Source organism: Acidovorax sp. K2F (assembly GCF_025246485.1).
Taxonomy (GTDB): domain Bacteria; phylum Pseudomonadota; class Gammaproteobacteria; order Burkholderiales; family Burkholderiaceae_C; genus Acidovorax; species Acidovorax delafieldii.
In genome coordinates this window covers 258,962-285,848 of record NZ_JAOBSQ010000001.1, presented here as the reverse complement: position 1 = coordinate 285,848, position 26,887 = coordinate 258,962, and the positions used below count along the sequence as shown (strand labels likewise).

General features: G+C 65.8%; 23 protein-coding genes. 16 read left to right on the top strand and 7 right to left on the bottom strand.

Annotated features, from left to right (window positions below; translation table 11 throughout):
- Positions 1–49 precede the first annotated feature (49 nt).
- Both N4G42_RS01360 and N4G42_RS01355 read left to right on the top strand, forming a co-directional pair.
- Positions 50–1,594, top strand: coding sequence for a YifB family Mg chelatase-like AAA ATPase (locus tag N4G42_RS01360; protein WP_260665879.1), 1,545 nt, complete (start codon positions 50–52; stop codon positions 1,592–1,594).
- 182 nt (positions 1,595–1,776) lie between these two features.
- On the top strand, positions 1,777–2,274 hold the full coding sequence (locus tag N4G42_RS01355; protein WP_056057218.1) for a MarR family winged helix-turn-helix transcriptional regulator: 498 nt from the start codon (positions 1,777–1,779) through the stop codon (positions 2,272–2,274).
- Positions 2,275–2,316: 42 nt separating this feature from the next.
- Here the strand turns inward: N4G42_RS01355 and N4G42_RS01350 are convergent, their stop codons facing one another.
- A complete protein-coding gene (locus N4G42_RS01350; protein WP_056057215.1) occupies positions 2,317–3,204 on the bottom strand; it encodes an amidohydrolase family protein in 888 nt (295 codons plus the stop codon).
- A 160-nt stretch (positions 3,205–3,364) separates the two neighbouring features.
- Between N4G42_RS01350 and N4G42_RS01345 the strand changes: the two genes are divergently transcribed.
- The 9 genes from N4G42_RS01345 (at position 3,365) to N4G42_RS01305 (ending at position 15,352) form a co-directional block, all read left to right on the top strand.
- A complete protein-coding gene (locus tag N4G42_RS01345) occupies positions 3,365–4,147 on the top strand; it encodes a crotonase/enoyl-CoA hydratase family protein (protein ID WP_056057212.1) in 783 nt (260 codons plus the stop codon).
- 39 nt (positions 4,148–4,186) lie between these two features.
- Positions 4,187–6,064, top strand: a complete 1,878-nt coding sequence (locus N4G42_RS01340) for a feruloyl-CoA synthase (protein WP_260665878.1) — start codon at positions 4,187–4,189, stop codon at positions 6,062–6,064.
- 28 nt (positions 6,065–6,092) lie between these two features.
- Positions 6,093–6,857: an SDR family NAD(P)-dependent oxidoreductase gene (locus N4G42_RS01335; RefSeq protein WP_099731539.1), complete on the top strand. Its 765-nt coding sequence runs from the start codon at positions 6,093–6,095 to the stop codon at positions 6,855–6,857.
- Between the two features lie 98 nt (positions 6,858–6,955).
- Positions 6,956–7,945: a Bug family tripartite tricarboxylate transporter substrate binding protein gene (locus tag N4G42_RS01330; protein WP_056057208.1), complete on the top strand. Its 990-nt coding sequence runs from the start codon at positions 6,956–6,958 to the stop codon at positions 7,943–7,945.
- A 123-nt stretch (positions 7,946–8,068) separates the two neighbouring features.
- The gene (locus N4G42_RS01325; RefSeq protein ID WP_260665877.1) at positions 8,069–9,796 is read left to right on the top strand and encodes an acyl-CoA dehydrogenase family protein; all 1,728 of its coding nucleotides are present in this window, start codon (positions 8,069–8,071) and stop codon (positions 9,794–9,796) included.
- Positions 9,797–10,219: 423 nt separating this feature from the next.
- Entirely contained in the window at positions 10,220–11,935 is a 1,716-nt protein-coding gene (locus N4G42_RS01320) for a tannase/feruloyl esterase family alpha/beta hydrolase (protein ID WP_260665876.1), read from the top strand.
- 569 nt (positions 11,936–12,504) lie between these two features.
- Entirely contained in the window at positions 12,505–13,395 is an 891-nt protein-coding gene (locus N4G42_RS01315) for a sce7726 family protein (RefSeq protein ID WP_260665875.1), read from the top strand.
- Positions 13,395–14,330: a sce7725 family protein gene (locus tag N4G42_RS01310; RefSeq protein WP_260665874.1), complete on the top strand. Its 936-nt coding sequence runs from the start codon at positions 13,395–13,397 to the stop codon at positions 14,328–14,330. Before N4G42_RS01315 ends, N4G42_RS01310 begins: the two co-directional genes overlap by 1 nt.
- 158 nt (positions 14,331–14,488) lie before the next feature.
- Positions 14,489–15,352: an RES family NAD+ phosphorylase gene (locus N4G42_RS01305; RefSeq protein ID WP_260665873.1), complete on the top strand. Its 864-nt coding sequence runs from the start codon at positions 14,489–14,491 to the stop codon at positions 15,350–15,352.
- Between the two features lie 315 nt (positions 15,353–15,667).
- Here N4G42_RS01305 and N4G42_RS01300 read toward each other — a convergent pair whose 3' ends face one another.
- The gene (locus tag N4G42_RS01300) at positions 15,668–15,910 is read right to left on the bottom strand and encodes a hypothetical protein (protein WP_260665872.1); all 243 of its coding nucleotides are present in this window, start codon (positions 15,908–15,910) and stop codon (positions 15,668–15,670) included.
- A 333-nt stretch (positions 15,911–16,243) separates the two neighbouring features.
- Positions 16,244–17,416 carry a 4-hydroxybenzoate 3-monooxygenase gene (pobA, locus tag N4G42_RS01295; protein WP_260665871.1) on the bottom strand — a complete coding sequence of 391 codons (1,173 nt, stop codon included), beginning with the start codon at positions 17,414–17,416 and terminating at the stop codon, positions 16,244–16,246.
- A 103-nt stretch (positions 17,417–17,519) separates the two neighbouring features.
- On the opposite strand from pobA, the gene N4G42_RS01290 reads away from it, so the two are divergent.
- The 3 genes from N4G42_RS01290 to N4G42_RS01280 all read left to right on the top strand — a co-directional run bounded on the left by N4G42_RS01290 (position 17,520) and on the right by N4G42_RS01280 (position 19,340).
- Positions 17,520–18,401: a helix-turn-helix domain-containing protein gene (locus tag N4G42_RS01290; RefSeq protein WP_260665870.1), complete on the top strand. Its 882-nt coding sequence runs from the start codon at positions 17,520–17,522 to the stop codon at positions 18,399–18,401.
- A 94-nt stretch (positions 18,402–18,495) separates the two neighbouring features.
- Complete coding sequence (locus N4G42_RS01285; RefSeq protein ID WP_260665869.1) at positions 18,496–18,873, top strand: VOC family protein; 378 nt, start codon at positions 18,496–18,498, stop codon at positions 18,871–18,873.
- Between the two features lie 38 nt (positions 18,874–18,911).
- Positions 18,912–19,340: a VOC family protein gene (locus N4G42_RS01280; RefSeq protein WP_260665867.1), complete on the top strand. Its 429-nt coding sequence runs from the start codon at positions 18,912–18,914 to the stop codon at positions 19,338–19,340.
- An 8-nt stretch (positions 19,341–19,348) separates the two neighbouring features.
- On the opposite strand, the gene N4G42_RS01275 is transcribed toward N4G42_RS01280, so the two are convergent.
- A complete protein-coding gene (locus N4G42_RS01275) occupies positions 19,349–19,798 on the bottom strand; it encodes an Lrp/AsnC family transcriptional regulator (RefSeq protein WP_260665866.1) in 450 nt (149 codons plus the stop codon).
- A 101-nt stretch (positions 19,799–19,899) separates the two neighbouring features.
- Between N4G42_RS01275 and N4G42_RS01270 the strand changes: the two genes are divergently transcribed.
- The gene (locus tag N4G42_RS01270) at positions 19,900–20,520 is read left to right on the top strand and encodes a LysE family translocator (protein ID WP_260665865.1); all 621 of its coding nucleotides are present in this window, start codon (positions 19,900–19,902) and stop codon (positions 20,518–20,520) included.
- Between the two features lie 101 nt (positions 20,521–20,621).
- Complete coding sequence (locus N4G42_RS01265; RefSeq protein WP_260665864.1) at positions 20,622–21,161, top strand: EVE domain-containing protein; 540 nt, start codon at positions 20,622–20,624, stop codon at positions 21,159–21,161.
- Between the two features lie 574 nt (positions 21,162–21,735).
- Here N4G42_RS01265 and N4G42_RS01260 read toward each other — a convergent pair.
- The 3 genes from N4G42_RS01260 to N4G42_RS01250 form a co-directional block, all read right to left on the bottom strand.
- Positions 21,736–22,446 (bottom strand): hypothetical protein, encoded by a 711-nt coding sequence (locus N4G42_RS01260; protein ID WP_260665862.1) that lies wholly within the window; start codon positions 22,444–22,446, stop codon positions 21,736–21,738.
- A 162-nt stretch (positions 22,447–22,608) separates the two neighbouring features.
- Entirely contained in the window at positions 22,609–26,364 is a 3,756-nt protein-coding gene (locus N4G42_RS01255) for a molybdopterin-dependent oxidoreductase (protein ID WP_260665861.1), read from the bottom strand.
- Positions 26,361–26,867, bottom strand: a complete 507-nt coding sequence (locus N4G42_RS01250) for a (2Fe-2S)-binding protein (RefSeq protein ID WP_260665860.1) — start codon at positions 26,865–26,867, stop codon at positions 26,361–26,363. The genes N4G42_RS01255 and N4G42_RS01250 overlap by 4 nt, the downstream gene beginning before the upstream one ends.
- Positions 26,868–26,887: the final 20 nt, after the last annotated feature.

Genomic DNA, 26,887 nt, shown 5'->3' with positions numbered 1-26,887 from the left:
GCCGCGCTAAAAAACCACAAAACGCACCCATCTGGGGAGAAATCGCTTCATGAGTCTTGCTTTGGTGCAAAGCCGCGCCCTTCTGGGGCTGCAGGCGCCTGCAGTCACCGTCGAAGTGCATCTGGCCAACGGTTTGCCCAGCTTCACGCTGGTCGGGCTGGCCGAGGTGGAGGTGAAAGAAGCCCGCGAACGCGTGCGCTCCGCGCTGCAGAACGCGGGGCTGGAGTTCCCGTCGAACAAGCGCATCACCGTCAACCTTGCCCCCGCCGACCTGCCCAAGGATTCGGGCCGCTTCGATCTGCCGATTGCGCTGGGCATCCTCGCCGCCAGCGGTCAGGTGGACGCCAGCCGACTGGCAGGCTACGAGTTTGCAGGCGAGCTTTCGCTGTCCGGCGAGCTGCGCGCCGTGCGCGGCGCGCTGGCCACCAGCCTGGCCCTGCAGACCCAGCAGATTGACGCCCAGCTGGTGCTGCCGCCCGGCAGCGCCGAAGAGGCCGCCCTGGTGCCCGCCGCGCGCGTGGTGCGTGCGCGTCACCTGCTGGATGTGGTGCGGGCATTCCTGCCACCGGGCAGCACGGCCGGTGGCGATGCCGACGTGGCCAACGACGGCTGGACCCGCCTGCAGGCCACCGCGCTCACCGCCAGCACCACCGGGCCCGACATGGCCGACGTGAAGGGCCAGGCGGGCGCCAAGCGCGCACTGGAGATTGCAGCGGCTGGCGGCCACAGCGTGCTGATGGCCGGGCCACCTGGCTCGGGCAAGTCGATGCTGGCGCAGCGTTTTGCCGGGCTGCTGCCCGCGATGACGGTGGACGAAGCGCTGGAGAGCGCCGCCATTGCCAGCCTGGCAGGGCGCTTTCGGCCCGAGGCTTTTGGCGTGCGCCCCACCGGCCAGCCCCACCACACGGCCAGCGCGGTGGCGCTGGTGGGCGGTGGCTCGCCACCCCGGCCGGGCGAGATCTCGCTGGCTCACCAGGGCGTACTCTTCCTCGATGAACTCCCGGAATTCCCCCGAGCCGCACTGGAGGCCCTGCGCGAGCCGCTGGAGACTGGCCACATCACCATCGCCCGGGCAGCGCAACGCGCGGAGTTTCCGGCCCGGTTCCAGATGATCGCGGCGATGAATCCGTGCCCCTGCGGCTTTCTGGGCTCCACGCAGCGCGCCTGCCGCTGCACGCCCGACCAGGTGCACCGCTACCAAGCCAAGCTCAGCGGCCCGCTGCTGGACCGCATCGACCTGCATGTGGAGGTGCCCGCCCTGCCCGCCGAGCAGCTGGTGCAAGCGGCTGCGGGCGAGTCCACCGCCAGCATCCGCGCCCGGGTGGAGCAGGCCCGCGCCAAGGCGCTCGCGCGCCAGGGCAGCACCAACCAGGCGCTGCAGGGGCAGGCCATCGACACCCACCTGCACCTGGACGATGCGGCCGCCAAGTTCCTCAACACCGCTGCCGCGCGCCTGGGCTGGTCGGCACGCAGCACGCACCGGGCGCTGAAGGTGGCGCGCACCATCGCCGACCTGGCGGGCGCGCCGACCACCGAGGTCAGCCACGTCGCCGAGGCCGTGCAATACCGCCGCGTACTGCGCAGCCCGGTGTGAGTAGCGCTGGCGGCCCTTGAGGCACATCAGCACTTTGACGGAGGCAGATATCAAATTGATAGCACCTGGCGCATGTATCACTAGCGCCTGCGGCTGATTTTGATCAAAAAGAGGGTGCGCAGCACCCAGCGGGCGCTGCGCACCGGCCGCAGGGGCCCGGGCGCCCGGCACAATCTCCCCCCATGTCCAGCGTCCGCTCCCCCAAGAAATCCCCGTCGGTCCCCGCCCCCACAGACACCGCAGCCCCCGCCAACGAGCCCGTGGACACCGGCTTTTTGCGCACGCTGGTGGGCTACAACACGCGGCGCGCGGCGCTGTCCATCATTGCCGTGTTCATGGAACGCATGGCCGTGTACGACCTGAAGGTGGTGGATTTCTCGGTGCTGTCGCTGGTGGCGCACAACCCGGGCATCACCTCGCGCCAGTTGTGCGCCACGCTCAGCGTGCTGCCGCCCAACATGGTGGGCTTGATTGCGGCGCTGGAACGGCGCGGCCTGATCGAGCGGCGCCCACACCCGAGCGATGGGCGCGCCATGGGCGTGCACCTGACGCCCGCCGGGGTGGAACTGACGGCGCAGGCCGAGCAGACGGCCGCGCAACTGGAAGAAGACGCCACCAACCGCCTGACGGCGGCCGAGCGCAAGACGCTGATCCGGCTGCTGCAAAAAGTCTACGACTGATCCAGCGGCCGCTCAGCCGGCCACAAGAGGCCTGGGTGCGTATCAGGCGGCCGGCGCTGCCGGGGCCTTGTCCAGCCCCAGCAAGCGCACGGCGTTGCCCTTCAGGATGCCGGGCATCACCTCGGGCTTGAAGCCCGCTTCCTGGAAGTCCTTCATCCAGCGCTCGGGGGTGATCAGCGGGTAGTCGCTGCCGAACAGCACGCGGTCCTTCAGCAGCGTGTTGGCGTACTGCACCAGCTGCTTCGGAAAATACTTGGGGCTCCAGCCCGACAGGTCGATCCACACATTGGGCTTGTGCGTGGCGACCGACAGCGCCTCGTCCTGCCACGGAAAGCTGGGGTGGGCCATGACGATCTGCATGTCAGGGAAGTCGATGGCCACATCGTCCAGGTGCATGGGGTTGCTGTACTCCAGCCTCAGGCCGCCACCGCAGCGCATGCCGCTGCCGATGCCGCTGTGCCCGGTGTGAAAGATGGCGGGCATGCCGTATTCGGCGATCACCTCATAGATGGGCCAGGCCATCTTGTCGTAGGGGTGGTAGGCCTGCACCGTGGGGTGGAACTTGAAGCCCTTGATGCCGAACTCCTCGATCAGGCGGCGGGCTTCGCGCGCGCCCATCTTGCCCTTGTGGGGGTCGATGCTGGCGAAGGCCGTCATCATGTCGCTGTTGGCCTTGGCCGCCTCGGCGATCTCTTCGTTGGGGATGCGGCGGCGGCCCATCTTGGACTCGGCGTCCACGGTGAACATCACCAGGCCAATCTTCTGCTCGCGGTAGTAGGCCACCGTCTCGGCAATGGTGGGGCGGCGGCCGTTCTTGAAGTACTTGTCGGCGGCGCGGTCGTACTCCTCGCCGTAGTTGTCAAACGGGTTCCAGCAGCTCACCTCGGCGTGGGTGTGGATGTCGATGGCGATCAGATTGGCGTGGTCCATGCGTGTCTCCTGGGTTGGCGCCCGCCGGTGCAGCGTCAAACCCCCAGCATGCGCCACGGCGCGTGACGCAGATCAAGGGTAAACACCAATAAAAAACGGGCTTGGCTTGCTTGAATTGGTTATGAACTATAACCACAATTCAACCAACACGAAAGCCTCTATGACCCATCCAGACATCCATTTCGAGCTGCGCGGCGACCACCAGGAAGTGGCCGTGATCCGCCTGACCCGTGCGGCCAAGCGCAACGCGCTGAACGACGGCCTGATCCTCGCGCTGCGCGACCTGTTCGAGAAAATGCCCAGCACCGTGCGCGCGGCCGTCATCGATGGCGACGGCCCCCATTTCTGCGCCGGGCTGGACCTGTCGGAGCTCAAAGAACGCGACGCCGGCCAGGGCCTGCACCACTCGCGCATGTGGCACGCCGCGCTGGAGCGTGTGCAGTACGGCCCCGTGCCGGTCATCGCTGCGCTGCATGGCGCCGTGGTGGGCGGCGGGCTGGAGTTGGCCAGCGCCTGCCATATCCGCGTGGCCGACGAATCCACCTTCTACGCGCTGCCCGAGGGCTCGCGCGGCATCTTCGTGGGCGGCGGCGGCGCGGTGCGCATCCCCAAGCTCATCGGCGCTGCGCGCATGACGGACATGATGCTCACCGGCCGCGTCTACAACGCGCAGGACGGCGAGAAGGTCGGCTTTGCCCAGTACCTCGTGCCCGAAGGCCAGGCCTTTGACAAGGCCTTCGAGCTGGCCGTGCGCGTGGCGCAGAACGCGCCGCTGACCAACTACGCGCTGATGCACGCCCTGCCCCGCATTGCCGAGCAGCCCGCCGACCAGGGCTTCTTCACCGAAGCCATGATGGCTGCCATCGCCCAGAGCGCCCCTGAAGCCAAGTCCCGCCTCGCCGACTTCCTGGAAGGCCGCGCCGCCAAGGTCCGCAAGGACTGAGCCCGCCCCCAGTCACCCCTTGCCCCTGCTGGAACCCCTATGAGCGACCTCTCCACCCCCCTCGCCCCGGCCCGCTACCGCCCCGTGACCTTCGGCGTGACCCGCGTCAGCCTGCGTGACGGTGCACCGGGCGTGCGTTACCTGCAGGCGGACCTGCCCCTGGGCGCCTTTGCCCGCCGCGTGACGGACTACCTGGTGCACTGGGCGGAGACCACGCCCGACCACAGCTTTCTGGCACGCCGCGAACAGCTGCCCGGTGGCAAGACGGGTGACTGGCAGCATGTGAGCTACGCCCAGGCGCTCGACGCCGCGCGCAGCATCGGCCAGGCCCTGCTGGACCGGGGCCTGAACGCAGACCGCCCGGTGGTGGTGCTGAGCGAGAACACCGTCGAGCACGCCCTGCTGGCGCTGGGCTGCATCTACGCCGGTGTTCCCTACTGCCCCGTGTCGCCCGCCTATGCCACCGTGAGCCAGGACTACGACAAGCTGCGCCACGTCATCGACACCCTCACCCCCGGCCTGGTGTTTGCCGCCGACGGCGCACGCTACGGCAAGGCCATCGCAGCCACCGTGGCGGCCGATGTCGAAGTGATCCTGGCCCAGGGCGCGCTGGAGGGCCGCAAGGCGGGCACCTTCCAGAGCCTGCGCCACACCACCGCCACTCCGGCGGTGGACGCGGCCATGCACTCCACCGGCCCCGGCACCATCGTGAAGTTCCTGTTCACCAGCGGCTCCACCAAGATGCCCAAGCCAGTCATCAACACCCAGCGCATGTGGTGCGCCAACCTGCAGCAGATCTCGCTGTCGCTGCCGGTGCTGGCCGAGGCCCCGCCTGTGCTGGTGGACTGGCTGCCGTGGAACCACACCTTCGGCAGCAACCACAACTTCGGCCTCACGATGATGCATGGCGGCACGCTGTACATCGACGACGGCAAGCCGACGGCCGCACTGATTGGCGAGACCCTGCGCAACCTGCGCGAGATCGCACCCACGGTGTACTTCAACGTGCCCACCGGCTTTGAAATGATTGCCGAGGCCATGAAGACCGACGCCCAGCTGCGCGCCAACCTGCTGTCGCGCGTGCGCCTGTTCTTTTACTCGGGCGCCGGCCTGGCCCAGCCCGTGTGGGACAGCCTGCACGCCACGCAAGAGGCCGCCATTGGCGAGCGCATCGTGATGTGCACGGGCCTGGGCATGACCGAATCCGCCCCCTCGGCCATGTTCTGCAACAGCCCCGACGTGCGCTCGGGCCACATCGGCGCGCCCGTGCCCGGCATGGTGCTCAAGCTGGTGGAGGTGGACGGCAAGACCGAGGTGCGCTACCGCGGCCCCAACGTCACGCCCGGCTACTGGCGCTCCGACGCCGCAACGCGCGATGCGTTTGACGACGAAGGCTACCTGTGCACCGGCGACGCCGTGAAGTGGATCGACGAGAACAACATCCACCGTGGCCTGGCGTTTGACGGCCGCATTGCCGAGGACTTCAAGCTCTCCACCGGCACCTTCGTGAGCGTGGGCCCCATGCGCGCCAAGATCATCGTGGCGGGCGCCCCCTACATCCAGGACGTGGTGCTCACCGGCCTGAACATGAAGGAAGTCGGCGCCCTGCTGTTCCCTTCCCCCGCCTGCCGCGAAGTCGCCGGTCTGGGCCCGGACGTCCCCTGGGCCGACGTGGTGGCCCACCCCGCCGTGCGCCAGCGCATCGAGGCGGTGCTGGACGGGCTGGCCCGGGAAGCCACCGGCAGCGCCAGCCGCGTGGCCCGTGCGCTGCTGATGGCCGAGCCGCCCTCCATCGACAAGGGCGAAATCACCGACAAGGGCTCCGTCAACCAGCGTGCCGTGCTCAAGCACCGCGATGCGCTCGTCGCGGCCTTGCACGACGACACGGCACCGGGCATCCTCAAGCCCGGCGCCTGAACCCCACCCCGAACAGGACAGACCCACCATGCAGATTCAAGGACAAGCCGCCCTCGTGACCGGCGGCGCATCGGGCCTCGGCGAGGCCACCGCACGCGAACTGGCCCGCCTGGGCGCCAAGGTAGCCGTGCTCGACCGCAATGCCGAGCTGGCCGAAAAGGTCGCCGCCGACATTGGCGGCGTAGCGTGCCCCTGCGACATCACCGACGCCGCCAGCGTGACCGCCGCGCTGGAGAAGGCTGCCGCCGCCCACGGCCCCGCCCGCATCCTCATGAACGTGGCCGGCATTGGCAGCGCCAAGCGCGTGGTGCAACGCGACGGCAGCGCCGCCCCGCTCGAAGACTTTGTGCGCGTCATCAACATCAACCTCATCGGCAGCTACAACGTGAGCCGCCTGTTTGCCGCCGCCTGCAGCAAGCTGCCCGTGCTGGACAACGGCGAGCGCGGCGTGATGATGTTCACCGCATCCGTCGCCGCCTTTGATGGCCAGGTGGGCCAGCAGGCCTACAGCGCCTCCAAGGCGGGTCTGGCCGGCATGACGCTGCCCATGGCGCGCGACCTGGCGCAGCACGCCATCCGCGTGTGCACCGTGGCGCCCGGCCTGTTTGCCACGCCGCTGATGAAAGAGCTGCCCGAGGCCGTGCAGCAGTCGCTGGCGGCCAGCATCCCCTTCCCGCCACGCCTGGGCAAACCCGAAGAGTTTGCCGAGCTGGCTTGCCATATCGTGACCAACGGCCACCTGAACGGCGAAGTCATTCGCCTGGATGGCGCCCTGCGCATGGCGCCCCGGTAAACGATCAGCGCCACACATCAGTAAATAACAAGAGGGCGCGAAAGCGCTCCAGCTTGACCCCCGAGATTTCCGTCAGACACACACCAGGAGACATCAGCATGACCACCACCCGCCGTCAATTTGTTCAGGCCCTTGGCGCCAGCGCCGCGCTGGGCGCCTTCCACCCCTTTGCCGCCCATGCCCAGGTGGACCAGGTGAAGGTGTACTTCGGCTTCCCCGCCGGCAGCTCGGGCGACACCGTGGCCCGCCGCGTGGCCGAGAAGTGGGCTGGCAGCGCGTTCAGCAAGAACCCTGGCGTGGTGGAAAACAAGCCCGGCGCGGGCGGCCGCATTGCGCTGGAGACGCTCAAAGCTGCGCCCGCGGACGGCTCGGTGCTGGCCGTGGCACAGGTGTCGGCCCTGGCCAACTACCCGCACATCTACAGCAAGATGAACTACACCGACAAGGACTTCGCGCCCGTGTCGATCGCAGCCATCATGCACCACGGCCTGGCCGTGGGCCCCATGGTGCCCGCCAGCGTGAAGAACGTGAAGGACTTCCTGGCCTGGGCCAAGGCCAACCCCAAGGACGCCAGCTACGGCTCGCCCGGCGCGGGCTCCACGCCCCACTTCCTGGGTGCGCTGCTGGGCATCAACAGCGGTGTGGACCTGCGTCACGTGCCCTACCGTGGCTCCATCCCTGGCGTGACGGACGTGGTGGGCGGTCAGGTGGCGGCCATGGTCACGCCACATGGTGACTTCATCGCCAACTACAAGGCCGGCAAGCTGCGCATCCTGGCCACCTCGGGCCCCAAGCGCTCCATCTACGTGCCGGATGTGCCCACGTTTGCCGAACAAGGCTTTCCTGAGCTGACCACCGAAGAATGGTTTGGCTTCTACGCCCCGGCCGCCACGCCCAAGCCGGTGATTGCTGCTGCCAACGCCGCCATCAACGCTGCGCTGAAGGAAAAGTCGGTCATCGACAGCCTGGCCATCGTGGGCCTGATGCCCCATGGCTCCACCCCTGAAGAACAGGCCCGCTGGCAAAAGGCCGAGTACGACAGCTGGGGTCCGCTGATCAAGAAGATCGGCTTCACCGCAGAGTCCTGATCCCTCCTGCGCCGCAGTTCCGGACTGCCCCCAGTCCGGGCTGCCGCATGGCAAAAAATACAAGAAATCAGCCGCTAGCGCCCATTCAATCAGCGCAGACAGCTACCAATAAGAGAGCACACCATGCAAGCCCGCCAGACCCTTGCCGACATCCAGCACCTGCTGACCACCGTGCTGAAGGCGCCCACGCGCTGGCAGGGCCTGGCGCCGTTTGCGGATACCGACGGCGACCTGGCGGCCCAGGTGCTCGACAAGGCGGCCAAGTTTGTGGACAGCGCCATCGCCCCGCTGCAGCGCAGCGGCGACGAAGAAGGCTGCCGCTTTGACGGTGGACGCGTGCACACCCCCGCAGGTTTTCGCGATGCGTACCAGGCCTTCTGGCAGGCGGGCTGGCCGTCGCTGTCTTGCGCGCCCGACGATGGCGGCCAGGGCCTGCCTGCGGTGCTGGAGTGTGTGCTGTTTGAATGGCTGGCCGGCGCCAACCACGGCTGGACCATGGCGCCCGGCCTGCTGCACGGCGCATACGAGTGCATCAAGCACCACGCCAGCGATGCCCTGAAGGCGCAGTACCTGGAGAAGGTCGCCACCGGCGAATGGCTGGCCACCATGTGCCTGACCGAAGCCCACGCAGGTAGCGACCTGGGAATGGTGCGCACACGCGGTGTGCCCCAGCCCGACGGCAGCGCGCGGGTGAACGGCAGCAAGATTTTTATCTCCGGCGGCGAACACGATCTGACGGACAACATCGTGCACCTGGTGCTGGCGCGCCTGCCAGACGCACCGGCGGGGCCCAAGGGCCTGTCGCTGTTCCTGGTGCCCAAGGTGCTTCAGGATGGAACACGCAACGCCGTGGTCTGCGAGCGCATCGAAGAAAAAATGGGCCTGCACGGCAGCCCCACCTGCGTGATGCGCTTTGACGACGCCACCGGCTGGCTGGTGGGCGAGCCCAACAAGGGCCTGAACGCCATGTTCGTGATGATGAACGCTGCCCGCTTGCACGTGGGCCTGCAAGGCATTGGCCTGCTGGAGGCCGCGTGGCAAAAGGCCAGCGCCTACGCCGCAGAGCGCCGCCAGATGCGCGCGCCCGGCGCCAAGGACACCAGCCTCATTCAAGACCACCCCGCCATCCGCCGCATCCTGCACACACAGCGCGCCTGGATCGACGGCGGCCGCGTGCTGGCCTACCACACGGCCCTGCAACTCGATGTGGCCAAACACAGCACCGACGCGGGTGAACGCGCCGCCGCGCAGCGCTGGTGCGCGCTGGTCACGCCCGTGCTCAAGGCTGCACTCACCGACCAGGCCTTTCACGGCGCCAGCGCCTGCCTACAGGTGTTTGGCGGCCACGGCTATGTGCGTGAATGGGGCATCGAGCAGATCGTGCGCGACGCGCGCGTGGCCATGATCTACGAGGGCACCAACGAGATCCAGGCCATCGACCTGCTGGTGCGCAAGGTGCTGGCCGATGGTGGCCAGGGCCTGGCAACGCTGCTGACCACACTGCCCGGCGCAGCCCCCAGCGCCGCCGCCAGCGCTCGCCGCCATGCCCTGGTGGAGATCACGCAGACCCTGGCGATTGCCGCCCAGTCCGACCCCGAACTGCCCTACTGGGCGGCCGACGACTACCTGCGCGCCGTGGCGCTGGTGCTGCTGGAATGGGCTTGGGCCCAGATCGGCCCCGCCCGCCCCCACCGCGCGGACCAATCCACGGCCGCCACAGACCGCTGGACCACACCCGCCCAGGCCTTCGCCCAGTGGGTGCTGCCCGAATTCGACCTGCGCACCACCATCCTGCGCCAGCGCATTGCCCAGGCGTTTGAATTCAGACCCCAGGAGGCCGCAAGCGCATGATTCATATGCACTAGCAGCTCCTGATTCAGTAGCAAAACACAAGCTTCATCCATCTCCCTCCCACAGCGTGTTGAGGCCACGTTGCGGGTTCTAGAGAACCTGTTCAGAACCTTTTAGGGGATCGCATTGGAGTGCAATCGGGATGAGTGGATGCTTCGGATGCGCTGCATGGGCTCGTGCCCATGCAAGCAGCCGGGGCTTCCAATCGCCCGATTTCACTCCAACCCTTCGGGCAAGTGCCTTGCCGGGCGGTCTGCGGCGTTGCGGCGCTTGTTGATAGCCGAGCTATCAACTGCGTACCGCGCCTTGCATCCCATCCCGGCAAGGTACTTGTGCGACCCCGAAAAGGTTTTGAACAGGTTCTAACGCCTCAAAAAAACCACTGGAGACAACACCATGCGCTTGAAGATGAGAAGAAACCGGATGCGTGCCCACCACCCCCTGGCACTCTCGGCCGCAGCCGCCGCCTTGCTCATGGGCTGCGGCGGCTCGTCCGATGCCGCCCTGCCCCAGCTCTCCGCGGCCACCCCCGCCACACTGCAGTCGTGCGCCACGCTGGCCAGCAGCCTGGCGTTGCCCGACACGCGCATCACCTCGGCCGAGCAAGTGCCCGCCGGCCCGCTGACGCTGCAGGGCGTGACCACCCAGGCGCCCGCGCACTGCCTCGTCAAAGGCAAGATGAAAGAGCGCACCGGCCCCGTGGACGGCGCCAGCTACGCCATTGGTTTTGAAATGCGCCTGCCCGTGGAGTGGAACGGCCGCTTTCTGCACCAGGCCAACGGCGGCCTGGACGGTAGCGTGGTCACCGCGCTGGGCTCGGTCAGCGGCGCCGCACCCGTGGCACCCGGCCTGGTGCAAGGCTTTGCAGTGCTCAGCTCTGACGCAGGCCATGGCGCACCCACCCCCTTCTTTGGTGTGGACCCGCAGGCGCGGCTGGACTACGGCTACCAGGCCGTGGGCACCCTCACCCCCATGGCCAAGAACCTCATCAAGAGCGCCTACGGCAAGGCGCCCGACCGCTCGTACCTGGCCGGCTGCTCCAACGGCGGCCGCCACGCCATGGTGGGCGCATCGCGCTATGCCGAGCAGTACGACGGCATCCTGGCGGGCAACCCCGGCTTTCACCTGCCCAAGGCCGCCACCACGCAACTGTGGAAGGCCCAGCAATACGCCAAGGTGTCCACCAAAGACGCCACCACCGGGCTGCCCGACCTGACCACCGCCGTGAGCCCAGCCGAGTTCAAGCTCATCAGCAGCAAGATCGTCGCCAAGTGTGACGCGCTGGACGGCGTGGCCGACGGCCAGGTCAACGACGTGGCCGCCTGCCAGGCCGCCTTCAACCTGCAGACCGACGTGCCCACCTGCACCGGCGCACGCGACGGCAGCTGCATCACCAGCGAGCAAAAGGGCGTGCTGGCCAGCATCTTTGCCGGCCCCAAGAACAGCAAGGGCGAAGCGCTGTACACCGGCACCTGGTTCGACCCCGGCGTTGCGGGCGCCAACTTTGCGTCGTGGCACTTTGGCTCGCCCGCCACGCGTGACGCCGGTGCGGTGGCCTTCATCTTCACCTCACCCCCATCCACCGTGGCAGCGTTCACCGCCATCCCCGGCATGCAGTACGCGCTGAACTTCAGCATGGAGACGGACTACCCCAAGATGTTCGCCACCACCGCGCAATACGCCGAGTCACCCTGGTCGTACATGACCCCGCCCAACGAAGCCGACCTGAGCGCCCTGAAGAACCGGGGCGCCAAGATGATCGTCTTCCACGGCGTGGCCGACGGCGTGTTCTCGCCCATGGACACCGCCAACTGGATGGACCGCCTGCAGGCCAACCACAGCGGCAAGGCCGACGCCTTTGCCCGCCTGTTCCTGGTGCCCGGCATGAACCACTGCTCCGGCGGCCCCGCCACCGACCAGTTCGACATGCTGGCCCCGCTGGTCGCCTGGGTGGAACAAGGCAAGGCCCCCGACAGTGTGACGGCGAAAGTGCGCGGCGCAGGTGCCAATGTGGTCAACACCGAGCTGCCCGCCAGCTGGTCTGCCAACCGCACCCGTCCGCTGTGCGTGTACCCCAAGGTGGCACGCTACAACGGCACGGGGGATGTGGAGAGCGCAAGCAGTTTCAGCTGCAAGTGATAGGGGATTGAAAGTGAAGAGCCCGGCGTGTGCCGGGCTCTTTTCTTTGGGCAAATGGGTGAACGAGAGCGTTGCTTCGTGCGGCCCCGAAGGCTCCAGACTTTTCGACCCGAGTTACACACTAGTGAGAAGCGATTCGCGCAGATTCGTTAGCGGCTTTGTACCGTTTGCAGTCATCCGATACGTTGGCGCCTGCTTCTGCAACAATTGAAAAGCGATAGTCCTTATCCCCAGCGGACTAACCCCGCGATAGTGGCGGCAACCAGCGATGCGGCAGCAATTCATCGACCCGACTGGCCTACAGCTTGGATAAGAAAGGGGCCCGTATTACGACTGCTCCAATACAATGACAATGCTGTGAGGGCCAGTCTATCCCGCGCGAATTCGGCCGCACTTGATTGAACCTACCGTCTGGAGAAAGATATGAAGTTCAGTTTGGTGCAAGTCAGAAAAACGGAGTTTAAGTTGACCAGAGAACGGGTTATGAAATGGCCTGGGTACGTGACTGGCGCTTGTTCCAGACGCCCTCGTTACGTCGCAGATCTTCTCAGGCGACGAGGCCTCATGCTATGACGACGGCCGCCAAAAATCTCTCCGCTATCTCCCGACTTTTTTCGTCAACTGTGCTCCGAGAGCTCGCGGAAAAGGGGCGTTCGCCACTCTTTGCGCGTCTACTGGCAGACAGCGGATTGATGGACACGCAACTAGCAGCCGGGACAGTAGGCGCATGTTTTGAATCCGCTTTTGCAGCTTTGAGAAAAGCTGGAGGGCGGGATGAATACGTTTACAAGTCTGCGCTAACGCACAACATCCTGCTTGGTCGTCATTCGTTAGGCACAGCGAGTCTTCTTACGGAATTTCGTGCTGGTTTGTGCAAGGCTGACGTGGCGATCCTCAACGGTACTTCGACAGTCTACGAAATCAAATCTGAGCGTGACACCTTGAGTCGGCTTGAAAATCAGGTGCAAAACTATCGGAAAGTGTTCGCCAAGGTTTACGTCGTCGTCGCCGAGCCGTTCATTGACCAAGTGCTTGAACTGACAGATGTTGATGTCGGCGTTATGTGTCTGGCGCGTTGGAACAGGGTGAACACTGTTCGCGAGGCCGTTGACCGCGCGGACGCTGTTTGCCCAACTACGATTTTTGACTCACTGCGATTGACTGAGGCAATGATGATCTTGGAAAGTTGGGGAGCAACAATTCCCGACTTGCCTAATACAAAAATTCGCGAAGCCCTAAAGCAGCAATTTGTATTGTTACCGCCTCAGTTCGTCCATGCAGAAATGGTCCGCGTGCTGAAAGACACTCGTAGTCTTGCCTCTCTTAGTGATTTCGTTGATCAACTTCCACACTCATTGAAGACGGCAGCGTTGTCCACAAGGCTGCGCCTCAAAGATCATCAGCGATTGCTGACAACTCTGAGTACACCAACACACCAAGCAATGGAGTGGGCTTTCTGATGTATTACCCCTATTTCCGTGGCAAGCAATTCGAACTAATCGCCATTCGAGAAAGTGCAATCGTCCTAGCCCAGTCAAACTTCTGCCCGATCATTGAGCCTGTCCGGGAAACTCTCAACGGTCTCCACAAGACCTTAACTGAAATCTGTAAGGTGCATGGAAAGGCTATCGTGATAGTCAATCCGTTGCATGGGGACCATTCTGAGGATGGCAAAGAAATCACGGACCTGCTTACGGAAGAGTATCTGGACAAGCCAGGCGTATCAGCCGGTATTCTGCTTCGGGCAAACATGACGCCAGCAGACGCGCTCGCTTGTTATCAGAAACACTTGGTCCATCAGCCTATGTTCATACATGCGGGGTTTACGGAGGCACGTGCGTTCGCGGAATTGCTTGGAGAAAATTTGCCACAGACCCGACACGCTTTCGTCGAAGCGCATTGCGGCAAGCTTTACCGTCGGCATTACGACGGTTGCTTTCGAGTTCTGATTCGCGATGGTTTCCGCAAAAGGAAGAACGCAGACCACCCGCCGTTAGAGGAATTCTCTGATCTTCATGTGACCTACCCAGACGAAGGCATGAATGGCTTCGGCGACTTCCTTACCGTCGGAGACGATTATTCGGAAGGTGGTGGACCAGCGTATGCCGTTGCAATCCATCTAACGTTCATCGAGCCAAAGAAGGATGATGCAATGTACATCTACCACTTCGTCTCAACAACACGAGATACGCCAACCGATCCCGCCGGCAAGTTTGGACAGGCATTGGAAAAGCTAGTCGATAAATACAGCAGCGGCACTTCCAATCTGTACGATACTTCCGCGATTCAGGAGCTTCTAGAGCTACACGACAAAGGCCACTTCCCGGGCCTCGGCGTCGTGAAAAAACTTTCGATGAAGCATCACATCGAAACGATCGCTACTTACCTTCGCTAGATTCCATGCCTTCGTACTGCGGCGCGGAGTGTTTTGGTGACCATGGTCTGCGTCGGAGCGTCATCCCGTCTCGTACAAACGTTCGTGGCCAATGCGACTTTTGCAAAACGGCTGATGTCGATCTAGTCGAACCTGGGACCTTGGCAGCGGAGTTCGAGATGCTCACTAGCATCTATGAGCCGGATCCAGATGGAAAGTTGTTGGTGGAATGGTTGAAGGAGGATTGGAGCCTCTTTCCGAAGCTCGACCTTGCCAATGCGAAGAGCCTTCTTGCGGAAGTGCTGGACGATGGGGACATTGTGCGTAGACTCTTTTCTCCGTCCCAAGCTTTCAAATCGGAAGGGCTGGCGGCGTGGACTACGCTGAGAGACGAGCTTATGTTCAAGAACAGGTACTTTCTCGATGAGGCCCTGGACAAAGATCGCCTCAGCGTTCTGTTGTCTCACTTGACGACAAGCGAACTTCCGCATGCTTGGTATCGCGCGCGAATCACCACTTCTGAGGCAGGCTTCACCATTGATCAAATGGGCGCTCCCCCGCGAGAGCTTGCAAGCCACGGTAGAGCGAATCCCTCTGGGATTCCATATTTGTACTTGGGCTCAGCGCCTGACACGGCGATCGCGGAAATTAGGCCGCACACGGGTGAAATTGCTTCTGTCGCTCGGTTCAATCTTGAAGGGAACATCACGGCAGTAGACCTTCGTAACCCCCGTGGGTTGGTGTCTCCGTTTCTATTGCAGGATGCGAGCGAAGTTGGTCGTATGCGCGCCGACGTTCCATTTCTAGAAAGACTTGGAAGCGAGCTGACAAGACCTGTTCTCCCAAGGAGTGCAGCTATCGACTACCTGCCCAGCCAGTATCTTTGCGAATTTATCAAGAAGATTGGGTATGACGGGGTTATCTACCGGAGCTCAGTCAGCGACGGAATCAACCTCGCACTTTTTTCACCTGCGAGGGCAGTTGCAGACGACGTCTGCCTCTATGACGTCCAACGCGTTTCAGTGGTGGTAGGAGCCCGTTAAACGCTATTTGGATTTGGCGTGAAGATACGAGATGGCATTGACCGCAATGAGGTTCAGCTCTGCGCTTGAATGCGGTCGTATGGTTGGGTTACTCGAATGACAGCTGCCAGCCTGATGCAGCCGCCCCAGAAATACCTGCTTTACCGCGAGTCTTTCCTTACGTCCGCAGTGGCTCAATTCACGCCATCGATTGCCAATCGGCACACAGCGCTGAGGTCCCGCTAAACGATAGCCTTGGCAAGGCTGTAACCTGAGTTTGGGTGATTTGTACCTAGTTGGGTCGTGCAGCCCAGACCATCACGGGTCATCAGCCGCCTACTCCAGCGTGCCCGGCGAGCGTTCAGTCGGCATTTGTGATCTGCTGGCTTCTTCTTTTTCCTTCTTCCCCTGGTCGTAATGCCACTTGATGGCAAAGAACATGCCAGTGCCGAACACGGCCACCTTGAACACAATGAAGACTATCGGGACCCAATCCATCTTTGGTGGCTTTCCTGGTTGTTGATGGGCACCCACTACCGTCAAGTGCAGTGCCTCAAAACGCTGCGTCAGCAGCTTCATCGTGTTCAAGCCATCGTCGAATTGCACATCGACACCACGGGGCAAATGATCTGAAAACTTGATGCGATGCTATCGGGCCCGCCGTGCGGGCGTAAGCATCAGTTCTGCCTAAATTTTGCGTAGCAGATGAATATTGCCGTGCGGGGCGGCTGCATGAAAAGCGGCGTTGGAATGAGGTTCGCATGGAGCCGCAGTGCGCAGGCCGTAGGGCGCGCCGCGTGAGCAGACGGAGCGCCACTTGCACACAACGCCGACCGGGCACATACAAAAAAGACCTGCATGAGGGAACCCCATGCAGGCCTTTGATTGGGTGTCAGTGCTATTGCTGGGTGACTAGAACGGCAACCCCACATAGTTCTCCGCCAACGACCCCAGCGCCTTCTCGGACGAGAACAGGTACGCCAGGTCCGTGTCCTGCAGCTTCTGGTCGTAGGCCAGCGACCCGGGGAAGGTGTGCAGCATGGTCGTCATCCACCATGAGAAGCGCTGGGCCTTCCACACGCGGGCCAGGGCCTTCTCGGAGTATTTGTCGAGGCCAGTGCTGTCGCCATCCTTGTAGTGCGCGACCATGGCGTGGTACAGGTAGTAGATGTCCGACGCCGCGCTGTTCAGGCCCCGCGCGCCGGTGGGCGGCACGATGTGGGCGGCGTCGCCCGCCAGGAACAGGTTGCCGTAGCGCATGGGCTCAGCCACAAAGGAGCGCAGGGGGGCTATGGACTTTTCGATGGATGGGCCGGTGGTGAGCTGTGCGGCCACCTCGGCGGGCAGGCGGCGTTTCAGCTCGGCCCAGAAGGCCTCGTCGGACCAGTCTTCCACGTTGTCGGTCAGCGGCACCTGGATGTAGTAGCGGCTCAGCACCTGCGAGCGCAGCGAGCACAGCGCAAAGCCGCGTTCGTGCTTGGCGTAGATCAGCTCGGGCGAGACGGGCTTGGTGCGCGAGAGCACGCCCAGCCAGCCGAAGGGGTAGACCTTTTCGTATTCCTTGAGCACGTCGCGTGGGATGGACTTGCGGCTCACGCCGTGGAAGCCGTCGGCGCCGATGACGAAGTCGCAGTCGATGCGCACCACCTCGTCGCCACTGCGGTAGGTCACGTACGGGTTGGCGCTTTTGAGGTCGTGCGGTTGCACGTCTTCGGCGTTGTGGATGACGATGCCCTTCATGCGGTCGCGCGCTTCGTACAGGTCGCGCGTCAGCTCGGTCTGGCCGTACACCACAACCGAGCTGCCGCCGCTGTACTTGTGCAAATCGACCCGGTCCATCTTGCCGTCGTGGGCAATGATGAAGCCGTCGTGGATCTCGCCTTCCTTGTCCATGCGCTCGCCGCATTGGGCCTCGCGCATGAGTGCGGCAAAGCCGTGCTCCAGCACGCCGGCGCGGATGCGGCCCAGCACGTATTCGCGGCTTTGGCGCTCCAGCACGATGGTGTCGATGCCCTTGAGGTGCAAGAGCTGCGAGAGCATGAGGCCTGAGGGGCCTCCGCCGATGATGCAAACCTGGGTTTTCATGGTGTCTCCTGTAGTGGTTGGTGCGTTCATGACATTGATCAAACGGACCACCCAAAGATACGTGGCACAGTCGCCGCGTTGAATGGACGGATGGAGCCAGAACATGCACTTTTCGAACATCGGAACCATCCACTCGTACAGCCTGTTCGGCGAGTCGCAGCACCTGCCCGATGTGCTGCACTGCGAGACGATTGCCGAGCGATCGGCGCTGCACGACTGGGAGCTGGCGCCGCACCGGCACACGCGGCTGCACCAGGTGCTGCTGATCACCTCGGGCGGGGGCGTGGCGCACCTGGATGGCGAGCGGATTGCGCTGTTTGCCGGGGCGCTCATCAACGTGCCGCAGGGGCATGTGCACGCATTCCGCTTTACGCAGCACACGCAGGGCTGGGTGGCCACGCTGGCGGACGAATTGATGGACGAGATTTTTGTGCGCGTGGGCGATGTGCGCCGCGACCTGGCGCGGCCCGCCGTGGCGCCTGCGCCGCCACAGCTGCACCAGGCCATGGGCCAGGTCTGGCAGGAGTTCTCGGGCCGGGCCAAGGCGCGTGCGCTGGTGCTGCGGGGCCTGAGCGCCACGCTGCTGGGCTGGGTGGCGCGCGCGATTGAAGACCACAGCCCGGGCGACGCGGCAGCCCCAGAGTCCAGCCTGGTGCAGCGGCTGGAGGCGCTGATCGAGGCGCATTTTCTGGAGCACTGGCAGGTGGCCGACTACGCGCGGGCGCTGGCTGTGTCGCCCACGCACCTGAGCCGCGTGGCGCGGGCCGCCACGGGCGTGTCGGCCCAGCGGCTGATTGAGGCGCGGCTGATGCGCGAGGCGCGGCGCAACCTGGCCTACACCCACCTGGGCGTGGCCACGATTGCCTACACGCTGGGCTATGCCGACCCTGCGTACTTCACCCGCGCCTTCACGCGCGATGCGGGGCTGTCGCCGCGCGCGTTTCGGGCGCAGGTGGCGGCGTCGGCGCCCGCTCCGACAATGTGATGCGGGGTGACAGGCTGCTGACACTCCGCTGTCAGCAGCCCCCGCTCACCATCGGGGCTTCTTACTTTCGTTCTTTCACACACAAGGAGCCCCCATGAAAAACGCCATCGCCTGGTTTGAGATCCCCACCACCCAGCTGGACCGCGCCCAGGCCTTTTACGAGGCCGTGCTGGGCCAGCCCATGCGCCGCGAGAACATGGGCCCGAGCGAAGGCGCCGTGTTTGCCTACGACCCCGAAGCCGATGGTGCAGGCGGCGCGCTGATGATGGGCCCCACGGCGCCCCAGGTGTCGGGCAGCGGCACACTGGTGTACCTGGACGCATCGCCCTCGCTCGACGCCGCACTGGACCGCGCGGTGGACCAGGGCGGCCGCGTGGCCCTGCCGCGCCAGGCGCTGCCGCCGGGCATGGGCTTCTTTGCGCACATCCACGATCTGGATGGCAACCGCGTGGGTCTGCACGCGCTGGCTTGAAGCCACAACGCACCGACGGTCTACGAAAGGAGCACAGCATGGAAGCGCAAGAAATCCACCGGGGCAGGTTGTTTGACCATGTGCAGCTGGTCGTGCGCGACCTGGCGGTCAGCCAGGCCTTCTACACGGCGGTGCTGGAGGCCCTGCAGGTGCCCATGGGCGGGGCGGACGAGGGCTACTTCTGGGCGGACGAGCTGTTTGTGTCGTCGGCCGACAGCCCTGCAGCGCAGGGCCATCTCACCGGCCGCCACCACCTGGCGTTTCAGGCCCGGGACCGGGCGATGGTGGATGCGTTCTACCGCGCCGCGCTGGCCCACGGCGGCACCAACAACGGCGCGCCGGGCGAGCGGGCTTACCACCCCGGCTACTACGCCGCGTTTGTGCTGGACCCGGATGGCAACAACATCGAGGCGGTGTTCCATGGCGACGCGCAGCGCAGTGCGGCGTCGGTGAAGATCACGTTCTGAGGGGTGGGTCAGTCCGCCTTCGGGCGGGCCAGGCCACGCAGCGGGATGGGCGTGGAGAACACGATGGACGTGCGCGTTTCGCCATAGCCGTTGATGTCGCCCAGAAAGCGCTCCAGATCGGGCAGGTCGCGCGCCACGACCTGCATCACATACGAGTCGTTGCCGCTGACGTGGTGGCATTCGAGCACCTGGGGCGACTGGCGCAGCTTGTCGATCAGCGCCTTCTTGCCGGGCTGCGGCACGTTGATGCCCACCACGGCGCGCACGCCGTAGCCGACCTTGGCGGGGTCGATGTCGGCATGCACGCCGCGCACCACGCCCGCCTCTTGCAGGCGGCGCAGGCGTTCCAGCGTAGCAGGCACCGACAGGCCCACGGCCTCGGCCAGTTCCTTGAGCGAGGCACGGCCATCGGCCTGCAGCGCGCTGATCAGGCGCCAGGCTTTGTCATCGACTTCCATACAAGCCTTTATCGATTGGCACAGAAAAAACCGAAACCAATTTCTGGATTCGCCGAATTTTCTGCATTCTCCACCGCCAGCCGCCGCCCTAGCATCGGTGCATGGACTTGAACTCACTCACCGTGTTTCTGCAAGCCGCCGTCATCGGCGTGCTCATCGCGGCCCCTGTGGGTCCCATTGGCCTGTTGACGATGCAACGCACCCTGGAGCGGGGCCTGGCGGCCGGGCTGGCCACCGGCCTGGGCGCCGCTGCGGCCGATGCGGTGTATGGCGCCGTGGGCGCCTTCAGCGTGCGCTGGCTCATCGATGGGCTGACGCAGGCCAAGACGCCACTGGCGCTGGGCGGCGGCGCACTGCTGCTGGTGCTGGCCTGGCGCACGTGGCACGCGCCGGTGGCCCACACCGCAGCCCCGGCCCGCGATGCGCGGGGGCTGCTGGGCCTGGCGGCCGGCACGTTTGCGCTGACGCTGGCCAACCCGGCCACCATCGTGTCGTTCATGGCGGTGTTTGGCTCGCTGGGTGGCGGCCGGCCCAGCCTGCCGTCTCCGCTGTGGATGGTGGCGGGCGTGCTGGTGGGCTCTGCCGCCTGGTGGCTGCTGCTGACCGGCGCGATTGCCTACCAACGGCAGCGCTTTACGCCCGCCTGGCGCCAGCGCATCAACCGGGCGTCGGCCCTGCTGCTGGGCGGGTTTGCACTGTGGCAGTGGGGGCAGTTGGTCTGAGGGGCCGTGCGGTACTGACAGAGATGCTGCAGAGGTACTGACACTGCGGTGTCAGCAGCACGCCCGCACCATCGGTGGCTTCTTTGACCAGGAGCTCTCTCATGACCGACGCCGTGCTGCAACACCCTCTTTGGCCGGATGCCGCGCCTGCGCGCAGCGACATGCCTGTGCCGGCAGCGACCTCTGCGGCCGCCACGCGCCGCAACTGGATCGCCGTGGCCTGCGCCCAGCACGCTCGCCGGGGCTGCGCCACGCCGAGCGCGGGCTACATGCAGGTGTGCCATGGCAAGGTGGCGCCGCTGCAGCGCATACACCCCGGCGACCGCGTGGCGTACTACGCGCCGACGGTGACCATGGGGGGCAAGGACCGGCTGCAGGCGTTTGTCTCCATCGGCATCGTGTTGCCGGGCGCGCCGTATGCGTTTGACATGGGCAGCGGGTTTGTGCCGTCGCGGCGGGATGTGGCCTATGTGCCTGCACGTGGGGCGGCGATTGCGCCGCTGCTGGACGCGCTGGAGTTTGTGGACGACCGCCAGCGCTGGGGCAGCAAGTTCCGGTTTGGGCTGTTTGCCGTCAGCGACCACGACATGCGCCTGATTGCGCAGGCGATGCAGGCCGAGCTGCAGTTACTACATTTTTGATAGCTATTCAGGCAATCAGTACTAGCGCATCCGGCCCAAAAGGCTTCAAAAGGGCTCCGAACAGCCCGCAGGCAAGCGTCAGCACACCGCCATCAGCGTGTCCACCACCCGGCGTTGGGCGGCGGTCAGGGCGGCATAGCCTTCACGCAGCAGTCGCAGCACGATCGCGTGGATTTCAATTTCGCTAGCGGGCATGGTCTTCTCCTTGAACGGCAACAGTGGGCGGCCGCCGCAGGGGCTGGCCGATGACATGGGCGCCAGCCACGACAAAAAGAGGCGGGCGACCGGGCCTGCCCCACCATGGACCAAGCCCCGATGCCACTGTGCCGAGGAGGCGGCGCAGGCGGTGGCGCGATAAACGGGGAAGTTCGCGGGCTTTTTGGCGCGCCGCTCTGCAGCCAAAAAGCCTAGGGACCCTCTGCACGAATCTCGCAGGCCAAGTGAGCGCAGCGGATCGGGAGGGGCTGCAAGGCGCAAAACGCAGCAATAGCCGTAGCTATTGCGAGTATTTGCAACGCGGCAGACCGCCCGAGCCCGCTGATGCACACGGCGCGCTGGTTCGTGCAGAGGGTCCCTAGGGCGAGGTGGCCCCGGGCACGTAGGCGTCGATGACCGGCGGCTCGCTGTCCCCCGCAGCGGTGCGGGCCAGCTTGAACCAGGTCCAGGTCTCCACATCGGGTGCGTCGTAGCTGCCGTAGGACTGCCCACCCCACGAGAAGTAAGAGCCCTTGTTGCCCGTGCTGAGGGTGCGCTTGCCCACGGCCAGCCCGCCATCCTTGAGCAGCGCCAGCCTGAAACCCTGCAGCACGCCCGAGGCCCCAGGCTCTTTGTCCGGCGACACGGTCTGCGGGACCAGGTCGAGCATGCCGGAGCTGCAGCGGGCCTGCGCGCCGCTGTAGGTGACGAGGCTCCACTGCCGGGTGAGCGAGGTGCGCACGTTGCGCGCGCGGTTGACGGTGCGCGTGCGCAGCGTGGTTTCGCCGCGCTGCTGCTGCACCCAGACCTGCATCTCCGGCGAGCCGGTGAAAAACGGCAGGCTGCCCCGCACACCACCGGGCTCCACCGGCGGCCAGGCGTACACCCCTTGCAGGGACGGGCAGCCGAACCAGCTGCTCTGCACGGGGCCAAACGCCGGGGGCGGCTTGGGCGACCCCTGCACATCCGGCCCGCAGGCCGTGAGGGCCAGGCAACACAGGGCCAGCGTTGCGGCGCCGCCGATGCGCTGCACGCGCCGGTGCGGGGTGCGCAAAGCGCTGTGCGATGGCAAGGGAGCGGCAGCTGTCATGGTGTCAGGGCGGTGGTGCAGCCCGATTGTCGGGCCGAACACTGCACCTACGGTCGCTCTGTTTTTGATAGCAGTTTGCGCATATTCCACTATCGCCTCAGCACCAAAAGGCTCCAAAACCGTGCTGACGATCGCCCAGAGGGGGTCTGCGAGATCGCCAGGCTACGGATGTGCAGGCCCCGCCCGCACACGGGCCAGCGCCTCGGGCACATCGCGCCACGCCGGGCGGCCGGGGGCGTAGCGCTGGCGCATGTAGCCCGCCAGCTCGGTGATCTGCGCGTCGCTGAGCACGTGGCCAAAGCCGGGCATGAAGCCGATGTCCCGCGCGGCGGGCTCGCGGATGCCGTGCACGATGACCTGCAGCAGGTTGTCGGGCCGGTCGCTGTGCAAGTTGCTGTTGAGGGCCAGGGGCACGTTCACGCCCAGCAGGCGCGGCCCAGCGCCGTCGTGGTGGCAGGCCGCGCAGGCGCCATCGAACAGTCGCTGTGCCTGGCCGGGCTGCGGGGCCAGCGCGGCGGCCTGGGCCACGGCGGCTTGGGCGCGCTGCTGGGGGTCAGGCACAGGCTGTGTGGCAGGCTGGGTAGCCGTGTCCGTCGCGGTGAACGAGGCCAGGTAGCTTGCCATGGCGCGGATGTCTTCGTCCGGCAAGTGGGCCAGCTCGCGCACCACGGGCGCCATGGGGCCGGAGGCACTGCCGTGCTGCGGGCTGTTGCCGTGGCGCAGGTAGCCATACAAAGAATCGGCCGTCCAGGGCACGGGCGCCTTCGACAGGCCGGTGAGCGCAGGCGCCTCCCAGCCATCCACCATGGTGCCCGAGAGGAACGCAGCCCCGCCCAGCTCGGCGCCCAGCGCATTGCGCGGCGTGTGGCAGGCGCCGCAGTGGCCCACGCCCTGCACCAGGTAGGCGCCCCGGTTCCATTCAGGGGGGCGGGTCGGGTCCGGCTGGAAAGGCGCGGCGTCGTGGAACAGCGCGTTCCAGCCCGCCATGAGGGGGCGCACGCTGAACGGGAAGGTCAACTCGGTCTTGGGCACCTCGGCCCGCACGGCGGGCTGCGCCATCAGGTAGGCGTACAGCGCGGTCAGGTCGTCGTCGCTCATCTTGGCGAACGAGGTGTAGGGGAATGCGGGGTACAGGTGTTTGCCATCGCGCGAGATGCCTTCGCGCATGGCGCGCTGGAAGGCGCTGAAGGACCACTGGCCGATGCCGGTCTTGGCGTCGGGCGTGAGGTTGGTGGTGTAGACCTTGCCGAATGGCGTTTCCATGGCGCGGCCACCCGTGTTGGGCGTGCCGCCCGGGGCGGTGTGGCACACCACGCAGTCGCCCGCAGCGGCCAGCAGGCGGCCGCGCTCGATGGTGGCGGCGTTGTAGACCGACGCGCCCGCCGTCTGCACCACGGGCGCGATGGAGGGGCGCCAGCCCAGCAGCGCGGCACCCATGGCGATGCCACCGGCAACCAGGGCCAGCGCGCGGGCCCAGGGACTGCGTTTGGCGGGCCATGTGGCGCCGGCGGACACCGTGGGTGCGGGCAGCTCCAGCGTGGGCAATACCTCGGCCTGCTCAGTGGGTGCGGTGCTGCCTGCAGCCGCCTCGCCTGCGCCACCGGGCAAGGGGTTGAGCCCGGCACGCACCACCTCGGGCGTGAACGGCGGCGCGCGAAAGCGCACGCCTGTGGCGTCAAAAATCGCGTTGGCAATCGCTGCTGTGCCCGGCACGGACGACGACTCACCCGAGCCCAGCGGCGCCTCGTCCTGCCGGGGCATGTGCATGACCTCGATGACAGGCACCTCACGGAAGCTCAGGATGGGGTAGCTGCCCCATTCGCGGTTGTCCACGGCCTGCTTGACGGGCTCGAACGTCACCTGCTCCTTGAGCGCGCGGCTGGTGGTCTGCAGCACGTTGCCGTGCACCTGCTGCTCCACGCCGGCGGGGTTCACCATCAGGCCCGCGTCGTGCCCCACCACCACGCGGCGCACATGCACCTCTCCAGTCTTTTTGTTGACCTCCACATCGGCCACCCAGGCCGCCCAGGCGGCGCCAAAGCCGGGCCATTTGCTGTGGATGTAGCGGGCATAGGCAAAGCCCTGGCCTTGGACCCACTCACCTTTGTTGTCACCCTCCAACGGGCGCTGCTGCGGGCCGGTGCGGCGAATCCAGCCCGCCTTTTCGGCGGTGGCCTGCACCAGCTCGGCGGCGCGCGGGTCGTTCAGCAGCTGCAGGCGGAAAGCGACCGGGTCCACACCCGCAGCAGTAGCCAGTTCGTCCACATAGGATTCGTGCGCAAACGAATTGGGCAGGGCCGACACGCCCCGCAACCACGATGCGCGCACGATGGGCGGCATGTCGTTGACGGCCACGCGCAGGTTGTCGTACTGGTAGGGCGGGCGCGCAGTGCGGTCGCCCATCTCGTAGGCCTGGGCCACGGGCTCGATGGTGCGGGTGAGCAGCAGGGCCAGCGTGGGCGCGCCGTTGGACGGGTAGGACGTTTCGAAGTCGTACGCCGCCACGGTGCCATCGGCCTTGAGCCCGCCGCGCACCTGCATGAGCTGTGCCGTGCCCTTGGGCTCCCACAAATGCTCCTGCTCGCGCGTGAGCTGCACGCGCACCGGGGCGCCCACGGCGCGCGAGAGCAGCGCCGCATCGGCCGCTACATCGTCGGCACCGTTGCGGCCATAGCAGCCTGCGGCCTCCATGCGGATGAGGTCGATGTCCACATCGGCCAAGCCCATCAGGCGGGCCAGGTCGGCGCGCAGCACATGGGGGTTCTGCGTGCCCGCCCACACCGTCATGCGCGGGCGGCCCGTGCTGTCATCACTGCGCCATTCGGCCACCGCGCACGATGGGCCGATGGAGCCATGCATCTGGTACGGCCACACATAGGTGCGTGGCATGGGCTGGCCGTCGGTAGAGAGCGCAGCCAGGGCACCCTCCACATCGCCCTCGTCCACCAGGCGGCGCTGCGTGGCGGGGTTGGCACGGATGGCCTGCTCCAGCGCCTCGGCGCTGTCCTGGCGCGGGAAGCCGGGCCAGTCCTTCCAGCGCACTTTCAGATCGCGCAGCGCCTGCTCGGCCTGCTCCTCGCGCTCGGCGACGATGCCCACAAAGTCGCGGATCACCACCACGGCGCGGATGCCGGGGATGTGCGCGATGGACTGCTGGTCTACCGATTCGAGCGTGTTGCCGATGAAGTCGCCATGGTCGGCCCCCGCATACGGCGGGCGCACCACGCGGCCGTGCAGCATGCCGGGCACGCGCATGTCGTGCACAAACACCAGCTCGCCACTGACCTTGGCAGGGATGTCCACACGCGGCACGGACTGGCCGACCACGGTGTAATCGGCGGCGGCCTTGGTGGTCGTGGCATCCACCAGCTCCAGCGTGGTGTGTGCGCCCGCCAGCAGAGCGCCGTAGGCCACGTGGCGCGACGGGTCTGAAGTGACCTGCACGATCCCCGCACGCACCTGCATTGCCTCCACCGGCACGCCCAATCGCTCTGCGGCCTGGGCCACCAGCCAGTGGCGCGCCTGCGCGGCAGCGATGCGCAGGGGCTTGGCGTGGATCTGGATGGAGGCACTGGCGATGGTGGCGCCCTGGTTGGGCGCGCGGGTGGTGTCGCCCAGCACCATGTTCACCTGCGCCAGCGGCACGTCCAGTTCTTCGGCCACGATCTGCGCGAGGGCGGTGCGGATGCCGGTGCCCAGGTCCACATGGCCGTTGAGTGCGGTCACGCTGCCGTCGTCCCACACGGCGATCAGTATCTCCACGCCCTCGGCCGGGTTGCCCGCCACCAGGGCGGGCTGGCCCTTGACGGGCGGTGGTGCGGGCGGCGGGTTGCGCACCACCAGCAGCACGCCCTGGGCGGCATGGAAGTCGGCGCGGGTGAGCGGGCTGTGGTCGCGCAGGGGTGGAGGCGTGTTCATGCCTGGGCCTCGCGCATCAGCACTGCCGCGCGCAGCACGGCGCGGATGATTTCGACATGCGTGCCGCAGCGGCACAGGTTGCCCGACAGCTCGCGGCGCACTGCCGCTTCGTCGGGGTCAGGGTTGCGCTCCAGCAAGGCCACGGCCATCATCACCATGCCGCTCAGGCAATAGCCGCACTGCGCGGCCTGCTCATCCACAAAGGCCTGCTGCACCGGGTGAAGCCCTTCGGTGCGGCTGCAGCGCCCGGGCAGCCCTTCCAGCGTGGTCACCTCGCGACCTGCCACGCCCTGCGCCGGGATCACGCAGGCCCGCGCGGCAATGCCGTCCACCAGCACCGTGCACGCACCACACTGCCCCAGGCCACAGCCGTATTTGGGGCCGTTGAGCGACAGGTCATTGCGCAACACGTGCAGCAGCGTGGCGCCGGCCAAGGTGCTCTGCGGCAGGGCAAACGGCTGGCCATTAACGACGACCGGGGAGAGTGAAGCGGGCGCGTGCATGTCTCGGTGGGTTGTTCTCA